The sequence below is a fragment of the Gemmata sp. genome (assembly GCF_051859125.1).
In the GTDB taxonomy this organism is placed as follows: domain Bacteria; phylum Planctomycetota; class Planctomycetia; order Gemmatales; family Gemmataceae; genus Gemmata.
The window spans coordinates 40367-58094 of record NZ_JBHYGG010000243.1 but is presented as its reverse complement, the minus strand read 5'-3'; the positions used below and the strand labels follow the sequence as shown (position 1 = coordinate 58094).

The 17728-nt window shown below is 71.3% G+C and carries 17 protein-coding genes; 5 read left to right on the top strand and 12 right to left on the bottom strand.

What is annotated here, in order from left to right; genetic code table 11:
- Nucleotides 1-224 precede the first annotated feature (224 nt).
- The 3 genes from ACTIGN_RS20205 (at nucleotide 225) to ACTIGN_RS20195 (ending at nucleotide 3399) form a co-directional block, all read left to right on the top strand.
- Nucleotides 225-803, top strand: a complete 579-nt coding sequence (locus ACTIGN_RS20205; protein WP_439627140.1) for an RNA polymerase sigma factor — start codon at nucleotides 225-227, stop codon at nucleotides 801-803.
- Nucleotides 800-1579, top strand: a complete 780-nt coding sequence (locus ACTIGN_RS20200) for a hypothetical protein (protein WP_439627138.1) — start codon at nucleotides 800-802, stop codon at nucleotides 1577-1579. The genes ACTIGN_RS20205 and ACTIGN_RS20200 overlap by 4 nt, the downstream gene beginning before the upstream one ends.
- Nucleotides 1580-1674: 95 nt before the next feature.
- Nucleotides 1675-3399, top strand: coding sequence for a hypothetical protein (locus tag ACTIGN_RS20195; protein WP_439627136.1), 1725 nt, complete (start codon nucleotides 1675-1677; stop codon nucleotides 3397-3399).
- Here the strand turns inward: ACTIGN_RS20195 and ACTIGN_RS20190 are convergent.
- The 9 genes from ACTIGN_RS20190 to ACTIGN_RS20150 all read right to left on the bottom strand — a co-directional run bounded on the left by ACTIGN_RS20190 (nucleotide 3371) and on the right by ACTIGN_RS20150 (nucleotide 11872).
- Complete coding sequence (locus ACTIGN_RS20190) at nucleotides 3371-4042, bottom strand: alpha/beta fold hydrolase (protein WP_439627134.1); 672 nt, start codon at nucleotides 4040-4042, stop codon at nucleotides 3371-3373. The two genes, ACTIGN_RS20195 and ACTIGN_RS20190, sit on opposite strands and share 29 nt — an antisense overlap.
- A 268-nt stretch (nucleotides 4043-4310) precedes the next feature.
- On the bottom strand, nucleotides 4311-4496 hold the full coding sequence (locus ACTIGN_RS20185; protein ID WP_439627132.1) for a FeoB-associated Cys-rich membrane protein: 186 nt from the start codon (nucleotides 4494-4496) through the stop codon (nucleotides 4311-4313).
- Between the two features lie 3 nt (nucleotides 4497-4499).
- Entirely contained in the window at nucleotides 4500-6767 is a 2268-nt protein-coding gene (gene feoB, locus ACTIGN_RS20180; protein ID WP_439627130.1) for a ferrous iron transport protein B, read from the bottom strand.
- Between the two features lie 54 nt (nucleotides 6768-6821).
- On the bottom strand, nucleotides 6822-7049 hold the full coding sequence (locus ACTIGN_RS20175; protein WP_439627128.1) for a FeoA family protein: 228 nt from the start codon (nucleotides 7047-7049) through the stop codon (nucleotides 6822-6824).
- 2 nt (nucleotides 7050-7051) lie between these two features.
- Nucleotides 7052-7276 carry a FeoA family protein gene (locus tag ACTIGN_RS20170; RefSeq protein ID WP_439627126.1) on the bottom strand — a complete coding sequence of 75 codons (225 nt, stop codon included), beginning with the start codon at nucleotides 7274-7276 and terminating at the stop codon, nucleotides 7052-7054.
- 290 nt (nucleotides 7277-7566) lie between these two features.
- A complete protein-coding gene (rfbD, locus tag ACTIGN_RS20165; protein ID WP_439627124.1) occupies nucleotides 7567-8430 on the bottom strand; it encodes a dTDP-4-dehydrorhamnose reductase in 864 nt (287 codons plus the stop codon).
- 77 nt (nucleotides 8431-8507) lie between these two features.
- Nucleotides 8508-9536 (bottom strand): DUF6263 family protein, encoded by a 1029-nt coding sequence (locus ACTIGN_RS20160; RefSeq protein WP_439627122.1) that lies wholly within the window; start codon nucleotides 9534-9536, stop codon nucleotides 8508-8510.
- 240 nt (nucleotides 9537-9776) lie between these two features.
- Entirely contained in the window at nucleotides 9777-10919 is a 1143-nt protein-coding gene (locus tag ACTIGN_RS20155; protein ID WP_439627120.1) for a DUF58 domain-containing protein, read from the bottom strand.
- A complete protein-coding gene (locus tag ACTIGN_RS20150; RefSeq protein ID WP_439627118.1) occupies nucleotides 10916-11872 on the bottom strand; it encodes an AAA family ATPase in 957 nt (318 codons plus the stop codon). Before ACTIGN_RS20150 ends, ACTIGN_RS20155 begins: the two co-directional genes overlap by 4 nt.
- A 275-nt stretch (nucleotides 11873-12147) precedes the next feature.
- Between ACTIGN_RS20150 and ACTIGN_RS20145 the strand changes: the two genes are divergently transcribed.
- Nucleotides 12148-12645, top strand: coding sequence for a PRC-barrel domain-containing protein (locus tag ACTIGN_RS20145; protein WP_439627116.1), 498 nt, complete (start codon nucleotides 12148-12150; stop codon nucleotides 12643-12645).
- A gap of 68 nt (nucleotides 12646-12713) precedes the next feature.
- Here ACTIGN_RS20145 and ACTIGN_RS20140 read toward each other — a convergent pair whose 3' ends face one another.
- Nucleotides 12714-15239: an excinuclease ABC subunit A gene (locus ACTIGN_RS20140; RefSeq protein ID WP_439627114.1), complete on the bottom strand. Its 2526-nt coding sequence runs from the start codon at nucleotides 15237-15239 to the stop codon at nucleotides 12714-12716.
- Between the two features lie 572 nt (nucleotides 15240-15811).
- On the opposite strand from ACTIGN_RS20140, the gene ACTIGN_RS20135 reads away from it, so the two are divergent.
- Nucleotides 15812-16492 carry a DUF2293 domain-containing protein gene (locus ACTIGN_RS20135; RefSeq protein ID WP_439627112.1) on the top strand — a complete coding sequence of 227 codons (681 nt, stop codon included), beginning with the start codon at nucleotides 15812-15814 and terminating at the stop codon, nucleotides 16490-16492.
- Nucleotides 16493-16502: 10 nt separating this feature from the next.
- Here the strand turns inward: ACTIGN_RS20135 and ACTIGN_RS20130 are convergent, their stop codons facing one another.
- Both ACTIGN_RS20130 and ACTIGN_RS20125 read right to left on the bottom strand, forming a co-directional pair.
- Nucleotides 16503-17309: a PhzF family phenazine biosynthesis protein gene (locus ACTIGN_RS20130; RefSeq protein ID WP_439627110.1), complete on the bottom strand. Its 807-nt coding sequence runs from the start codon at nucleotides 17307-17309 to the stop codon at nucleotides 16503-16505.
- On the bottom strand, nucleotides 17306-17725 hold the full coding sequence (locus ACTIGN_RS20125; protein ID WP_439627108.1) for a GNAT family N-acetyltransferase: 420 nt from the start codon (nucleotides 17723-17725) through the stop codon (nucleotides 17306-17308). The genes ACTIGN_RS20130 and ACTIGN_RS20125 overlap by 4 nt, the downstream gene beginning before the upstream one ends.
- Between the last annotated feature and the right edge of the window lie 3 nt (nucleotides 17726-17728).

The window sequence follows — 17728 nt, the reverse complement described above, 5'->3', positions numbered from 1 at the left end:
ACTCACGGAGTGAGTGACCCCCGCCACGCTCCGGAGCCCACCGGTGTCCTTGGTTGCGCCGGGGTGCGACTCACGGAGCGAGTCGCCTGCTTTCTGCCGGACCCGCCTAGAATAGCGACCGCTGCCGGACCGCCTCACGAAAATCCGCAGCGCCGGCGTGCGAACTACCCTTCTGACTGAAACCCGCCCCCGGCCGCCCGGGTACTTCTCGCCAGAGGGCACCCTTGACCGCCGACGACGCTCTCGTCCGCCGCTGCCTCACCGGGGACCCGGCCAGTTGCCGGGACCTCGTCGCGCGGTTCCAGACGGACGTGTTCGCGGTGTGCCAGCGGCTCCTCGCCAACGCCCACGACGCCGAGGACGTGACGCAGGAGGTGTTCCTCCGCGTGTTCCGGAGCCTCGCGAAGTGGGACGCGGCCCGCCCGCTGCGGCCGTGGGTGATGACCATCGCGGTGAACCGGTGCCGGACGTGGATGAGCCGCCGCGCCACCCGCCCGGAACTCGCCGACTACCTGCACGAGACGCCCGACCACCGGCCCGCCGACGACTCGACCGAGATGCGGACGGAGATCCGCGCCGCCGTGGACGCCCTCCGCGACGAGTACCGCGAGGTGTTCGTCTTGTTCCACGAGCACGGTCAGAGCTATGAGGAGATCGGGGCCGCGGTCGGCCGCCCGGTGGGCACCGTGAAGACGTGGCTGCACCGCGCCCGGCTCGAACTGCTCGACCGCCTCAAGACCCGCGGCCTCGTCGCCGACGAACCGGCCCCCGACGCGCCCCCGACCAGGGGCGAACGACCATGACCGCTCGCACCCCAGACTTCCCGGACCTCCCCGACGACGCGGCCGTCCGCGTCGGCCCCGAGTGCCGGGCCACCGTGGACCGCCTCCACCTCGTCATGGACGGTGACCTCGGAGCGGCCGCACTCGACGCCGATCCGCACCCGGCCGTGTGTTCCGCGTGCCGCGACCGCATCGCAACCGCGCGGCTTGTCCTGTCGGTTCTCGCAACGCCCGAACCGGTCGTGCTGCCCGCCGGACTCCACGACCGCATCGTGGCCGCCGTGTGCGCCGACCGCGTTGCCGAAAAGGAGCAGCGGTTCCGGCGCATTCGGCGGCAGGCTTATGCGGGCGCACTCGGCATACCGCTGGCGATCGCAGCTTCGGTCGCGCTGGTCGGGTGGCTCCAACCGCCGTTGAAGCCCGTGGCCGTGCCGCACGGGATGGAAATGCCGAGGATTGTTGAGCCGGCCCTCGCCCCCGCCCCGCGGCCGGTGATGGCCGACGCGCGGCCACTGCGGATCGGCGACGAACTCTCGAAGGCCGGGGTCGCGCTGCTCGAAGCGCCGAAGGTCGTTACCGAGCCCGCGGCCGCCGCGCCGGAGGTGTTCGCGAAGTTCACCGACGCGCTCACGAAGCCGATGGCCCCCGTGCCCGACGAGCCCGCCGGCCGCAGCGCACTGGCCGAACTCCCCGACGTCGCGATGACCGGCCTCGAACCGCTCCGCGGCACCGCCCAGAAGGCGTTCGCCCGCCTGATGCGCGACGTCGGCACCGTTAGCGTCAAACCGAAGTCGTGAGCCTCCGTTCTTTGGTGGGGCAGGCATTCATGCCTGCCTCCAACCGCGTCGCGAGGCAGGCATGAATGCCTGCCCCACCAAGAAGTAACCAACCCATGCGATGTCGCCTCGCCCCGATCGCCGTGCTGCTCCTCGCCGCGCCGCCGCTCCTCGCCGGGCCGCGCGACCAACTCCTCCGCGTCGCGCCGGCCGATGCCGCGCTCGTCGTCGTGGTGCAGAACGCCCGCGACCACGCGCGCACGCTGGCGGGATCGCCGTTCGCCGAGGCGCTCCCGCGGACCGCCGTTGGCAAGAAGTTGCTTCAAGTGATCGATCTTCAACAAGTGCGCGACGCGGGCGCGACGATCCTCCCCGCACTCGGCACCACCCCGCAGGCGCTGCTCGACGACGTGATCGGCGACGCGGTCGCGTTCGCGTACTCGCCGGCCCCCGACGGGAAGCCGAAGGACGAGCGCGCCGTCATCCTCATCCGCCCCGGCAAGCCCGAGGCGCTCGCGAAGATCGTCGAGAAGATCAACGAGTTGCAGAAGCAGAGCGGCGAGCTGAAGGCGGTCACGCGCCGCGAGCACGCCGGGGCCGAGTACTTCGAGCGCCAGAAGCCCGACGGCGGCGAGCCCGAGTTCTACTGCTTCCTCAACGGTGTGTTCGCCTTCTCCTCGAACGAGGCGGAGGTCACCGGCGTCCTCGACCGCGACCGGACCGCACCGAAGGACGTGCCTCCGCCCCTCGTGGTGCGGATGCAGAAGCTCGGCGTCGCCGACGCGCTCGCGGTGGTGCTGGTGAACCCGCGGCCGCTCGACGCCGAGGTGAAGGCCAAGATCGCTGCGGCGAAGCCCGAGGAGCGGCGGCTGTTCGCCCGGTTCGGCGAACTCTGGGAGGCGCTCGAGTTCGCGGCCGTCTCAGTCGCCGTCGGAACCGACGCCGAACTCTCGCTCTCGTTACGCTTCCACCCGGGCAAGGTGCCGGGCGACGTGAAGACGTGGCTGGTCGGGCCGCGCGAGCCGGTCGCCGCCGCGCAGCTCATCCCCGAGAACGCGATGTTTGGGTTCGCCGGGCACGCACGCGCGTCGGAACTCCTCGACCTCGCCGCGTCGCTCGCCCCCGAGCCCGCCGGCAAGCCGGGGGTAAAGGAGTGGGTCGCGAAGACGCTCGGTGTCGTCGTCGTCCCGCAGAAGCTGTCGCTGGTGCTGGAGTCGCTCGGGCCGAACTGGGCCGCGTGGGCCGTGCCGCCGGTGAAGGACGGGTTCCTGCCCACCGTGGTCGCGGCCGTCGAGGTGAGCGGCGGGGGCGAGAAGCGGGCGACCGCGGAGAAGACGCTCCTCCAGACCGTCGAGTTCGGGTTCCAGATGGCCCGCGTCGCCTACAACACGCGGCACGCCGACCAGATCGACCTCGAAGAGACGCGCGACGCGGCGACCGGCCTCGTCATCAAGTCGCTGGTGAACGAGAAGGGGTTCCCGGCGGGGTTCCGGCCGTCGTTCGCGCTGGTGAAGGGCTACCTCGTCGTCGCCACCTCGCCCGACGCGATCAAGGCGTTCACCGGGCCGCCGTCACCGGCCGACTCCGCGAAGGACGGTGCCGCGCTGCTCGCCCGCTTCTCCGGCACGCACACCCGGGCGTACCTCGTCGCGCATGGCGACCGCCTCGCGAAGTTCCTGGCCGACCTCGGCGCGGGGGACGAGACGGCGCTGCGGGCCTACGCCGCGGGTGCGGCCGAGGTGCTGGAGCTGATCGACACCATCGATCTCACCCGCCGCGACCTCGAAAACGGCCTGAAGCTCACGGTCCGCGTCAAGCCGACGAAGCCGCTGAAGAAGTGACCGCACGCACCACCCGTTCGAGGTAGTCGTTCACCGCGGACGGGTTGAACAGCGACAGCGCGTGTTGACCGCCGGGGACGATCTCGTCGGCGCGCGAGAGCACCGCGGGGAGTGTGTGGTCGCACTCGCCGTGGATTTGGAAGACGCGCACCGCTCGCGTAGCCGGGCTGGGTTGCCAGCGAAGAACTGCACACATCGCCCAACGCACCAAGGCCGCCTCGGGCCTCGCAATTCGCCGCAACCGCCGCCGCGTACCGGTCCCCAGCCACGGGACGTGCGATAACGCACCCGCAAGCGTGCACAGCCGGTCGGGGCCGAGCGCCGCGAGCGGGCGCAGGCTCCGCCACGTCCGCGAGAGTTCCGCCGGTGATCGGATGCTGCCGATCAGCACGCACGCGGTCGCTCGCAGTTGCGCCGCCATTTCCAGAGCGACGATACCGCCGAACGACGCCCCGCCGACAATGCACGGACCGCCGGGGTCGATGAGACTCGCGAACCGTCCGGAGTAGTGTCGCAGCGATTCGTTCAATTTGGGCGGGAGCCACTGGGGAACACGGAGCGTGGGAAACCGCGCGATCTGACTGGCGAAGAGTCTCGCGTCCGCCCCCATGCCGGGAAGCAGGATCAGGGGTGGGGCGTTCATAGAGCGAACCGCTCGGTGACAGCGCCAGGAGAAGACCCCCTCACCCGCGACTCGCAAAGCCTCGTCGCGACCTCGCCCCCGCAGAGCCGGGGTGAGGTGGGGTGGCTGGTTCGCATGTGAGCTGATCCGACCCCGGCGCGAGTGTGGGCCGCGGGTGCCCCACCTCGCCCCGTCCCGACGGGGCGAGGTCGCGACGAGTCCTGGAGTCGCGCGTGAGGAACACCGCCTGTAACTGGTTCCGAGGACTCACACGTCTCCGGTCGCCAATTTACACCTGCGGCAGTTCGATGCGGCCCTTCGGCGGCGGGTCGGTGGTGGTCGCGCACTTGCCGCAGCCGGAGCCGCACGCCGCCGCGGTCTTGCCGAACCACGTCTTAAACGACGCCCGTGCGACGTACAGCGCCGCCGCCGCGACGGCGACGGCGACGATTAGCAGTTGGGTGGACTCGGACACGGGTCACCTCAGAGCGTCGGTGAGGAGGGAGCCGATCTGGAACGTCGCGAACGCGCCGACGTAGGCCAGGGCCGTCATGTAGGCGAACGTGAACGCCGGCCACGCCCAGCTCCGCGTCTCGCGGCGGATCACCGCCAGCGTGCTCGCGCACTGGCAGCACAGTGCGAAGAACACCATCACCGACGCGGCCACCGCCACGCCGTACTTGCCGCGGACCTGGTCCTTCGCCCAGTCGTCCTTCACCGCGGTCGCTAGGCCGGTCGCCTTGGCCTTCGCCTCGTCGTCGGCTTCGTCGTCGCCGATCGCGCCCGAGTCCACGTCGCCGACGTCGTAGATCAGCCCGAGCGTGCCGACGATCACCTCGCGGGCCGGGAAGCTCGCGAGCGCCGCCATGCCGACCTTCCAGTCCCACCCGAGCGGCTTGAACGCCGGCTCCAGGAACAGCCCGGCGCGGCCCAGCAGGCTCTGCCGCTTCCACTCACCGTTGAGGTGGTCGGCCTCGCCCGCCGCGGCTTCGAGTTTCTCCAGCTCCGCCTTCTCCTCCTCGGTCGCGTCCGGTTTCTCTTTCAACTCCTTCAGCTTGTCTTCGGACTCCTTCGCGGCCTTCTCGGCCTCTTCGATCCGCGTCGGGTACGATTGGCCGTTCGGGTCGGTGTGCGGGAAGTACAGTAGGGCCCACACGAGGATCATCGCGGCGAAGATGATCGTCCCGGCCCGCACCGTGAACGCCCACCCGGCTTCGAGCACCCGCCGCAGCACGGCCCCGACCTTCGGCCGGCGGTACGCGGGGAGTTCCATCACGAACACCGGCGTCGCGCCCCGCAGCAGCGACCGTTTCAGCACCAGCGCGACCAGCGGCGCGACCGTGAACCCGATCATGTACAGGCCGAACAGCACCAGCCCCGGGAGCCACGCCGGGTAGCCGTCCTTCAGGAACGCGCCGATCAGCAGGACGTACACCGGTAGCCGGGCCGAGCAGCTCATGAGCGGCGCGACGAGGATCGTCGCGAGCCGGTCGCGGCGGTTCTCGATCACGCGGGTCGCCATGATCCCGGGTATCGCGCACGCGACGCTCGACAGCAGCGGGATGAACGACTTGCCGCTCAGCCCGCACCGGCTCATGAGCCGGTCCATGAGGAACGCCGCACGGGCCATGTACCCGCAGTCCTCGAGGAACGCGATGAACCCGAACAGGATCATGATCTGCGGGAGGAAGATGAGGACGCTGCCGACGCCCTTGATGATCCCGTCGGCGACCAGCGACCGCAGCGGCCCCTGGTCCATGTGCGACTCGACCACCTGGGCGGCCGACTCGCGGGTGCCGTCGATCACGTCCATGAGCGGCTTCGCCCACAGGTAGATCGACTGGAACATCAGGAACATCACGACCAGGAACACGAGCGTGCCCCAGACGCGGTGGGTGAGCACCTGGTCGAGCTTGTCCGAGAACGTGACCGGCCGCTCGGCGGGCCGGGTGACGGCCGCGGTCACGGCGGCCTTCACCCAGGCGAACCGCGAACGCGCCTCGACGCCGGGGACGCCGCAGTTCGCGTCCGCGAGCCGCGCCCGTGCGTCGGTGAGCTTCTGTTTCAGGCCCGCGCCGTGCTTCTCGACGAGCCACTGCTCGACGTACCCCCCGACGTCGAGGAGCACGCGGCGGGTGAGGAACGCGGGCACGTCGCCGAGTTCGGGCTGAAGCCGCTCGGCCTCGGCGTCGAACGGCTCGGGGAACTTCGGCCCGACCGGGGCCTTCGCCGCTTCCGCCGCATCGATTAGGGCGCGCGTCAGCGACTCGATGCCGATCCCCTTGTTCGCCTGGATCGGCACCACCGCGACGCCGAGCTTCGCACTCAGAGCGGTGCAGTCGACCTTCACGCCCTGCGCCGCGGCCGCGTCGATCATGTTGACCGCGACGACGACCGGCTCGCCCAGGTCGAGGAGCTGGCTCGTGAGGTAGAGGTGCCGGTCGAGGTTGGTCGCGTCCACGATCGACAGCACCACGTCGGGCCGCGGCTCCTCGGGGCGGCGGCCCAGGAGCAGGTCGACCGCGACCATCTCGTCCGGGCTGCGGGCCGCGAGGCTGTACGTCCCCGGCAGGTCGATCAGGTCGATGGCGACGCCGCCGGCGGTGAACTGCCCCTTCTTCATCTCGACGGTGACGCCGGGGTAGTTGCCGACCCGCTGCCGCAACCCCGAGAGCGCGTTGAACAGGGTGGACTTCCCGGCGTTCGGGTTCCCGACCAGGGCCACGGTGAGCGTCTTCGGCAGCATGAGTGGGGGTTCCGATGAGCCGCGGGCGGGCGGACCGGGGGAGGCGCGGCGGCGCTAGACGAGTCTGACGGCGATCCCCGCGGCCTCGGCCTTGCGGAGCGTCAGCCGGGTGTTCCCGAAGCGGATCTCGATGGGGTCGCCGAGCGGGGCCACCGCGAGGAACTCGACGGCCTCGCCCTCGAGGAGGCCGAACTCGTAGAGCCGCTGGACGAGGGCGGGGTCGCCCGCAAGGGAGACGATTTCGGCCCGCTGGCCGGGGGTCAGGTCGCTGAGTTGGGACATGGTCACGCCACCGGCCGCACGAGGATCTGCGAGCACTCGCCGCCGCGGAGGCACAACTTGCACCCGTTCACGTCGAGGAGGCACGGGGTGCCCGACCGCACGACGCGGACGCGGGAGCCCTGGCGGATGCCGAGTTCGGCGAGCCGCCCGACCCACGCCGGCTGGCCCGAGACCTCCTCGACCTCGCCGACCTCGCCGGCCCGGAGCATGTCCAACGGCATCAACATCACTGCCTCGCGACCCGCGCGGACCCGGGTCGTTATTGAGATTGGGTCTCACATAGTTTCGGCAGAAAGACGCACGGTGTCAAGGTGCCGTGCGCGAGAAATCGAGAATGGAACCGCGGCGGCCCCAGGAGACCCAGGGTTTGCACCCTGGGCTACGGACTGTCGCCCCCTTCGGGGGCTTGGGTGGTTGGTGGGTTTTGAGTCCCGGAGGGACGACAGTCCGTAGCCCAGGGTGCAAACCCTGGGTCTCCTGAGTGCAAACCCCGGGGCCGATGGACGCGGCCCCTGGGCTACTTCGCCGTGGCGCGCGCGGCGAGGTACGCGGCGAGTGCGGCGCGCCAGTCCCGCGGCGGGGCGACGCCGGCTGCGGCCAGCTTCGCGTTCGACAGCACACTGTAGGGCGGCCGCAGTGCGGGAGCGCCGAACTGGGAAGACGTGATCGGCGTCAGGTCCGCGGTCACGCCCGCGAGTCGGAACGTCTCCGCCGCGAGTTCGTGCCAGGTGCAGGTACCCGCGCTCGTGACGTGGAACAGCCCGCTCGCGCCGCCGGCGACGAGGGCCGCCGTCGCTTCGGCCACGTCCACGGTGTAGCTCGGGGTGCAGTGCTGGTCGGCGACGACGCGGAGCGGCTTCCCCTGGCCGGCGACCCGCAGCATCGTCTCGACGAAGTTCCCGCCCTTGCCGCCGGTGCCGTGGACGCCGTAGAGCCCGCACGTGCGCACCACGAGTGCGTCGGGGGCGAACGTGCGTGCGGCGTACTCCCCGGCGAGCTTGCTCAAGCCGTAGGTGCTGACCGGCCCCGGCGCGTCGCCCTCGGCGAACGGCGTGGAGCGGGCCGCGTCGAGGCCGAAGACGTAGTCGGTGCTGAAGTGGACGAGCCGCACCTTCGCGGCGGCGCAAGCTTGCGCGAGAGCCCGCACGCCCCACGCGTTGACCGCGAACGCGGCGTCGGGTTCGGTCTCGGCCTTGTCGACGAAGTTGTACGCGGCGCAGTTCACGAGCACGTCCGGCCGGGCGGCCGCGAGCGCCGCGGGGACGCCGGCCGGGTTCCCGAGGTCGAGGTCGGCGCGCGTGAGCGGGACGACTTCGCCCGCGAGGCGGGGGCACAGGTCGCGGCCGAGTTGCCCGGCCGCTCCGAGGACGGCGATTCGCATGGGTGGGCCCGGTGGGCGGGAACGAAAACACGGGCGGCAGGGGCCGCCCGTGTTCGTGGGTCAGACTCGCGGCGGGGTCACTTCTTGACCGGCAGCAGGCTGGCGTCGCTGGTTTTCACGGTGGTCTTCTGCTCCTGCAGCAGTTCGACCTTCGTGTCGGTGCCGCCGATGGCGACGGTCAGCTCGCCCTTGAGGTTGATCGTGATCTCGGCCGACGCGACCCGGCCCGCCTTGGGGTCGTACATGATGACGCCCTTGGCCGGCTTGTCCGGGTTGATGCCGAGCTTGCCGTCGTTGATGCGGAACAGGAGGCCGCCGGCGTTCGGGTCGTCCTTCTTCGGGGCGGCGTACTCGAGCTTGGTCTCGACCTCGATCTTGTCCAAGTCCTTCTCGACCCCGGCGTACTTGAAGTTGTACGTCACGGTGTAGGTGCCGATCGGCCCGAGGTTGATGGTGCCCTTGCGGGTCCAGGTGTCGCCGACCTTCTTCGGGCCGTCCTCGGGGACCAGCTTCAGGGTCGGGTCGCACATGTCCCGGAGCGCGTCGTCGGTCAGGATCTTGCTGAGCAGCGTCTCCATCTGCGGGCTGCCGGTGGCCAGGTTCTTGATGAAGTCGGCCTTGCCCTGGACCTCGACGACCTTGACGCCCTTCTCGATGACCGCGGTGAACTCGGCCCCGGTGAGCTTCTTGAAGAACTCGGTGAGCCCCGGGTTCCCGGCGGTCGGGGTGTCGCCCTTGGTCGAGTCGTAGTTGATCTGGTTGCCCGAGATGTCGATGGTCATCTGGACCCCCTCGACCCGCTGCTTGACGAACGCCTTGTCGCCCTCCAGCTTCACCGGGGTCCACTCGAAGAAGAACGTGCTCCGCTGGGTCTGGGTCAGGTCCTGGCCCTGGACCTTAATCACCTGGGTCAGCGTGGTCGTGGACTCCTGGTAGAACTTCGTCTTCTTGTCGAAGTCGAACCGGGTCTCGAACCGCTTGCCGTCCACCTTGGGGTCGGTCGGCTTCGGGTCCGCCTTGGGCGGGTCCTTCTTGTCCTGGCCGGAGACGAGGGCGGCGAGCGCGAAGACGAGAGCGGCGGACGAGCCGAATCGGATGCGAACCACGGTGACAGCCTCCACGGACCGAAGAGTCGGTTGGCCAACGCAACGGGGACGCGCATCCACGCGCCTCCCCCTTTGGTGTCGGAATGTTCTACCCCGGTGCGGGGCGGAAGCAAGTGCCGGCGGAAAAACCCTCACGACCGGCCCGCGGCAGGTCACCCGCTCCGCGAGTGACACCGGGCGCGTCTGCGGGCCACCGGAGGGGTGTCGTCGCGCCGGGGTGCGACGGGCGGAGCGCGTCGCCTACTTTGAGCCGGCCGGCGGCCGGTACCACGGGAGCGGGTCGGCCGGGGACAGCGGCAGGAACGCGCGGCCCAGGCCGCCGCTGATCTGGCCGGCGTAGGGCGAGTCCGGGCGGCTGCTGACGAGGAGCCGGACCGCGCGGCCGAGCGGGCGGCTGAACGCCCGCGGGCCGAACGCCTCGAACCGCGGCGCGCCCGTCACCCCCGCGAGGGGCTCCAGGGCCGCCCGCACCGCGGCCTCGGTCGGCCCGGCGGACCGGACCGAGTCGCCGGCCCCGGCGACCGCGACCACCACGCCGGTCCCGTACTCGCGCGCCCACGCCAGCGCGAGCGTGACCGCCAGGCTCAGCGCGGCCTCGACGGCCTCCAGGTGGGCCGCGGTCGGCGCGACCGGCACCCACGGCTCAACGACCAGCACGAGGTCGAGCGACGGGGCCGCGTCGTACTCGCGGACCATGAGTTCGCGCCGCCGGGCCGTGGACCGCCAGTGGACCGAGCGGATCGCGTCGCCGGGGCGGAACGGCCGCACCCCGCGGACGTCGGCCTCGTCGTTCGTCACCCGGCGGAGCAGCTTCCGCGAGCGGCCGTCGCCGCCGGCCTGGCGGAGCCACCGCCGCAGCCCGTTCACGTCGGCCGCACCCTCCGCCGGGAGCACGACCACGTCCGGCCCGCTCACGGGCGGGGCCGCGTACCGCAGGAGCCCGAACGGGAACCCCGAGGCGACACGGGACTGGGTCCGGAACCGGCCCCGGCGGGGGAACGTGAGCGCGGCCCGGCACGGCACCGTCGCGCCCCCGGGGAGGGCGTGGACCAGCCAGGTCCGGGCGTGCGGGCCGGCCCTCACCTCGACGCCGACGGTCGCGGGCCGGGCGGCCCCGTTGGTCACCGCCACCTGGAGACGGGCCTCCGCGCCGGCCGCGCCCGGGGCGGGCGGGGCGAGCGCGGCCGTTGCCCGCTTCGCGTGCCGCCGCGCCAGGAACCCGTTGATCACCAGCAGCGCGAGCATCAGGTACCCGAGGACCAGGACGAGGGTGATGCTCTTGTACCACCCGACGGCCACGAGGAGCACGGTCACCCACACCCAGGTCTTCCCCTCGGGGGTGAGGACGAGCGGGGGCGGCGCGCGGTCCGCGGGCTTGGTCACGCCGGCACCTTGGTCTTGGCGAGGATGTCGCGGACCACCGGCCCGGAGTCGCCGTGCCCGCCCTGGGTCCACCCGCGGGTCACGAGCCGGTGCGCCAGGACCGCCTCGGCCAGCGCCTTCACGTCGTCGGGGACGACGTAGTCCCGCTCCGCGGTGACCGCGAACGCCTGGGCCGCCCGGTACAGCGCCAGCGCCGCCCGGGTGCTCGCGCCGAGGACCACCTCCGGGTGCCCGCGGGTGCCGTTGACCACATCGAGGACGTAGTCCGCGACGCCCGGGTCCACGCGGACGCTCCGGGTGTGCGCCTGGAGCGCGAGCACGTCGGCCGGCCCCCACACCGGGGTGAGGCCCTCGACCGGCTCCCCGGCCCGGTGCTGGGTCAGGATCGCGCGCTCGGCCGCGCGGTCCGGGTACCCGACCTTGACCCGGAGCAGGAACCGGTCGAGCTGGCTCTCGGGGAGCGGGTACGTCCCCTCGAACTCGTGCGGGTTCTGGGTGGCGATGACCAGGAACGGCGGGCCGAGCCGCCGGGTCTCGCCGTCCACGGTCACCTGCCGCTCGCTCATCGCCTCCAGCAGCGCCGACTGGGTCCGCGGGGTGGCCCGGTTGATCTCGTCGGCCAGCAGCACCTCGGTGAACAGCGGGCCGGGCTGGAACGCGAACTCGCCCGTCTTGTCGCGGTAGATGGTGACGCCGATCAGGTCGCCGGGGAGCAGGTCCGGGGTGAACTGGACCCGGGTGAACTTGCACGACAGGCTCCGGGCCAGCGCCTTGCCCAGGAGCGTCTTGCCGACCCCGGGCACGTCCTCCAGGAGCAGGTGCCCGTCGGCCAGGAGCGCGACGAGCGCCAGGCGGATCACCTCGGGCTTCCCGAGGAACACCTTGCCGACGTTGTGGCGGAGGGCCGCGAGGTTCTCCGCCAACCCCTGCGGCGTGCGCGACGTGTCTGTCATGCCTGGAGGCGTCCGTGAGAGCAGAAGGAACCTACCACCGTTGTACGCGCCGCCGGAGGAGCGGCGAACCGCGTTGGGGGCGGGGCGATTTCGCGGGCGCCCCGCGAACCGGCCGCGGGGCACCCGGGCGAAAACTCTTTTGACCCGCGGGCCGTCGGGGGCGCGACACTTGCATGATGGTTCCTTCGGGCCGGGCGGTGGACGCCCCGGGAACCGTGCGGACGTCGTGCGCGCCCGGCCAGTTTACACGAACCAATCTCAAGGAGTCTTATCAGATGCTGAGCAAAGTCATTCGCACCAGCGCGGCAGCGGCCTTCCTCCTCACCGCCGGCTTCATCACGGCCCAAGAGCCGGGCGCGGTCCCCGCGACCGCCCCGCAGGCGGGCGTCCGCGTCCAGGCCCAGCCCCAGCCGGCCGCCGGTGCGGTGGCCACGTACCGTGCCAAGCAGATCCTTGGCACCAAGATCGTGCTCCAGGGCAACGCGGCCGCCGGCACCGTGGACGACATCGTGTTCGATAGTGCCGGCAACCTCGAGTACCTAATCGTGAACAACGACGGGAAGCTCGTGACCGTGCCGTGGGACGCCGCGAGGTTCGACGTGAAGAGCCAGACGGCCACGCTGACCATCACGCCGGAAGTGTACCGCACGATCCCGACGTACACCCCGACGACGTACCCGGACTACTGGACCCCCGACTACCGCACCACGACCTACAAGTTCTACAACCTGACCCCGCGCGAGCTGCGCCGCATCGACCGCCGCAACCCGTGAGTCGATTCCGAGAGCGAGAGAGCGGGCCGCGCGACACCTGTCGCGCGGCCCGTCTTCGTTTACGCCCGTCACGCCAGTGAGCGAGCGAGGTACGGTGCCGTGCGGCTCCCGGCGGCCCGCGCGACCGTGCCGGGCGGCCCGGCGGCGACGACCGCGCCACCCTCGTCGCCGGCCCCGGGGCCGACGTCGATCACCCAGTCGCTCCGGGCGATCACCTGCGTGTCGTGCTCGACCACCACGACCGTGTTCCCGGCGAGGACCAGGCCGTCGAGTTGCGCGAGCAACTTCTCAACGTCGGTCGGGTGCAGGCCGGTCGTCGGCTCGTCGAGGACATACAGCGCGTCGCCGCGGCCGGCCCGCTGTAGTTCGGTCGCCAATTTAATTCGCTGCGCCTCGCCGCCCGAAAGCTCGGTCGCCGGCTGGCCGAGCCGCAGGTAGCCCAGGCCGACGTCGCGGAGCACGCCGAGCGACCGGGCGACGTGCGGCTCGTCGGTCAGGAACTCGTGCGCCGCATCGACCGTCATGCCGAGCACGTCGGCGACGTTCTTCCCGCGGTACTCGACCTCCAGCGTCTTCGCGTTGAACCGCGTCCCGTGGCAGGTGGGGCAGGGCGAGTACACGCTCGGGAGGAACAGCAATTCGACCATCACGAACCCCTCGCCGGCGCACGTCTCGCACCGCCCGCCCGCGACGTTGAACGAGAACCGCCCGGCCCCGTACTTGCGGGCGCGCGCCTGCTTCGTCGCCGCGAACAACTTGCGGACGTGGTCGAACAGGCCGGTGTAGGTCGCGAGGTTCGACCGCGGCGTGCGGCCGATCGCCTTCTGGTCTACGACCACGAGCCGCTTGACCCGCTCGGCCCCCGCGGCGATCCGCCCACCGACCGGCGCGGCCGGGCTCCGCTCCAGGTCCTCGGCCTCGTCTTCAGCGGTCGCGGCGTGACCCAGGTGGTTCGCGACCAGCTCGACGAGCGCCTGGCTGACGAGGCTCGACTTGCCCGACCCGGACACGCCGGTCACGGACGTGAACACCCCGAGCGGGAATGCGACGTCGAGGTTCCTCAAGTTGTTGCGGGTGACGCCGCTGAGCTTGAGCCAGCCCGCCGGGGCGCGCGGCGTGCGGGGTTCCGGCGCGTGGTCGGCGAATAGGTGGCGGCGGGTGTGCGACTCCGCGACGCCCCGCAGGCCGTCCGGCGGGCCGCTGTAGAGGACCCGGCCCCCGAGTTCGCCCGCGGAGGGGCCGACGTCCACGATCCAGTCGGCGCGGCGGACGACGTCGAGTTCGTGCTCCACGACGAACAGCGAGTTGCCGCTCGCCTTGAGGCGGTCGAGCGCCCGCAGGAGCGCCTCGGTGTCGGCCGGGTGCAGCCCCGCGGACGGCTCGTCGAGAACGTACACGACGCCGAACAGGTTCGACCGCACCTGCGTGGCGAGCCGCAGCCGCTGGAGTTCGCCGGGGGAGAGCGTGGGCGTGGTGCGTTCGAGCGTGAGGTAGCCGAGGCCGAGGTCGAGCAGGATCGCGAGCCGGCCGACGAGGTCGTCGGCGATGCGCCGCGCGGCCTCGGCCTTCTCGGGGTGCTCGGCCGCGAACCGCTTCCACCCCGGTGCGGAGCCGTCCGTGTAGGGCCGGAAGATCGCCGCGAGCCGCTTCAGCGACTGCCGGGACATGTCGGTTATGTCGAGCCCCGCGAACGTGATCGCCAGCGCCTCGGGTCGCAGTCGCTTGCCGCCGCACGCCCGGCAGTCGGTGCTGACGAGGAACTGCGCGACGCGCCGCTTCATCGCGGGGCTCTCGGTCTTCGCGAACGTCTCCACGACGTACCGCCGGGCGCTCGTGAAGGTGCCGAGGTAGTCGTGCGGCGCCTTCCGTTGCTGGAGCCGCCGCACCTCAGCCAGCGGGCGGTGCGGGTACACCGGCACCTGAGGCTGGTCGTCGGTGAACAGCACCCAGTCGCGGTCCTTCTTCGGGAGGTCGCGAAACGGCGTGTCGATGTCGATGCCGAGTGCGGTGACGATGTCGCGCTGGTTCTGCCCCTGCCACGCCGGCGGCCACGCGGCGACCGCGCCCTCGCGGATCGAGAGCGAGGCGTCGCGGACCATCGACGCCTCCGTCGCATCGTACACGCGGCCCAGCCCGTGGCACGTCGGGCACGCCCCCTCGGGCGTGTTCGGCGAGAAGCTCTCGGCGTACAGGATCGGCTGGCCGCGGGGGTAGTCGCCGGCCCGCGAGTACAGCATCCGCAGCAGGTTCGAGAGCGTGGTAACGCTGCCTACGGAAGATCGCGTGGTGGGCGTTCCCCGCTGCTGCTGGAGCGCGACCGCCGGCGGCAGGCCGTCGATGAGATCGACCTCCGGAACGCCGAGTTGGTGGAACAGCCGGCGCGCGTACGGGGCGACCGATTCGAGGTAGCGGCGCTGGGCCTCGGCGTAGAGCGTGCCGAACGCGAGCGACGACTTCCCAGACCCCGACACGCCGGTGAACACGACCAGCGCGTCCCGCGGCACGTCCACGTCCACCGACTTGAGGTTGTGCGTGCGGGCACCGCGGACGCAGACGAATCCGGAGCGGGTGGGGGCGTTGTTAGGTGGTGCCATGCGCGCCTCGTGTGCGACCCGTTCGAGCTGTCGCACACAGCGTACCGGAACGCACCGGCAAAACGAGCGGGGGCCGGGTGTGACCCCGGCCCCGTCGCGTTCTCGTGGCGTCTACTTCTCATCCGGGACCGCGGAAGGCCCCCGGCCCCGCCGGCCCCGGGGGTCCCGGTTCGGGCACGGAACCACGACCCGCGGGGTTGCTCCAGACCGTGACCGAACCGGTACCCCCGGGGCCGATAGCGGTGCTGGAACAGCCCTCCCCGGGACGCATGAGGGGCCAAATGCTCGGGCGACGCAACATCGCCCTGGTGCAGAGCACCGAGCTAAACCGACCGCGAGAACGGGGTGAGAGTAGCCGCAGGGCGAGTGTTCCGCAAGCACCGCAGCGAAGTTCGCGGTGCCAAGGTAGGCGACTCGCTCCGCGAGTCGCGCCCCGGCGCTCCGGCGCACTCCGGTGAGTCTCGAAACGCCGTTGGTGTCACTCGCGGAGCGAGTGACCGACGGTGTCGGCTTCAGGTTCGCACGCGGAGCGCCGATAGGTATGGTGGCGCACAGCAGGAGGCGACTGCCCGATGAGCGAGACGACGACCTACACCCCCGGCCCGAAGCCGAACACGGTCCGCACCCCAAAGGGTGACATCCTCACGGCCCCGGACGCCTGGGTGCTGGTGCCGCCCGGTGACGCGGGCCTGACGCGCCGCGTAAAGGCCGCCGGCGACCACTGGGTGGTGCAGGAGAAGCGGGGCCGCAAGGTGTTCTCCCGCGGCGTGTGGGCTCCGCGGGAGGTCGTCGCGCGCGTCCAGACGGAACTCGAAGCTGAGCGCGCGACCGAGGGCTTCGCGAAGAAGAAAGAGGCCGACGCGCGCCGCCGCGAGAAGGTGCAGGCCGAGTACACCGAGGACTTTCACGCCGCGGTCGTCGCGTACCTCGCGTTCCACCCCGCCCACGCGGCCCTCGCCGATGCGTTCGCACGCGCCGTGACCGCACACGCCACGCCCGTGGGAAGCGGCACCGTCGCCCGCACGAAGCGGATCCCGATCGAGGAGCGGGCCGAGGCCGCGGTCATCGCGTGGATGCGGCACCAGACGACCGGGTACGACGGCATGGCGATCGCCCGCGTGAAGGGGAAGCGCCGCGAGGTCCGGCGGGTGCTGGCCCGCCGCTCGGTCGAACTGCTCGGGCTGTACCGCAGCGGCGCACCGATCCCCGCGACGTGCCCGCTCCGGAAGGCGCTCGCCTCCGCCGCGGCGTAACGTGTCGCGATCACTCGAAGACCAGGTCGCCCTCGGCGACGACGACGCCCTCGCCTCCGAGCACCACGCGGTCGCCACGGATTTCGACACTCACCACGCCACCGCGTGCCGAGGCCTGGTAGCCGACCAGAACGGTCTTTCCCAGGCAACGGCCCCAGTACCCCGCGAGGCAGCAGTGGGCGGACCCGGTGACCGGGTCCTCATCCACCCCCACCGCTGGCGCGAAGAACCGTGACACGAAGTCGTACCGCGGGTCCCCGCTGAGGGCCGTGACGATCACCCCGCGGCACCGAACGGCTCGCAAACTCGCGAAATCGGGCACAACCGCCCGCACCGCGGCGTCCGACTCGACCTCAACGAGGTAGTCGAACTGGTTCCGACCCACGTACCGCGCGGCGACACCGAGCGCCTCGAGTAGCCCCGGAGGCGGCGGCGACTCCTCCTCCGGTTTCAACGGGAAGTCGAGTGCGAACTGGTTGCCGCGCCGCGCGACCCGAAGGACACCGCTGCGCGTCGCGAACGCGACATCGGTCCCGTCCACCAGCCTCCCGAGCCGCGCGAGCGCGACCGCCGACGCGAGGGTCGCGTGCCCGCACAGATCGACCTCGACGCGCGGCGTGAACCACCGGAGGTCGTACCCCGTGGCGTTCGGGACCAGATAGGCCGTTTCCGAAAGGTTCATCTCCATCGCGAGGCTCTGCAGCCACCGGTCGTCCGGCCACCGATCGAGTGGGACGACGGCCGCGGGGTTGCCCGCGAACGGCCGGTCGGTGAAGGCGTCCACGACGAAGTAGCGGAGCGGGCGGGTGGCGGTCACGCGTCACCTCGGGCAGCGCGGGGGGGCACGATCCAGCACGAGTCGTGGCGGGTCATGCCGATGTGCGGGTAGTAGTCGCGGGCCTTCGGAGCGGCGAGGAGCACGAGCGTCGTACCCGGTCCCGTGGCCTCGTACGTGCGGCGGATCAACTCGCGGCCGATGCCCTTCTTCTGGTGCACCTCGTCCACCGCGAGGTCGGACAGGTACGCGCAGTACGCGAAGTCGGTGATTGTGCGACTCACGCCCACGAGCAGCCCGTCGAGCCGGGCGGTCACAATCACGTCAGCGTTCTTCAACATCAGGGCGATTCGCTGTGCGTCGTCCACCGGCCGCCGCTCGGCGAGCGTCGAGCGCACCAGCACGTCGATGAACTCCGCCGGCGACAGGTCCGGTTCGAGCTGGTAGGTGATCGGCACGAG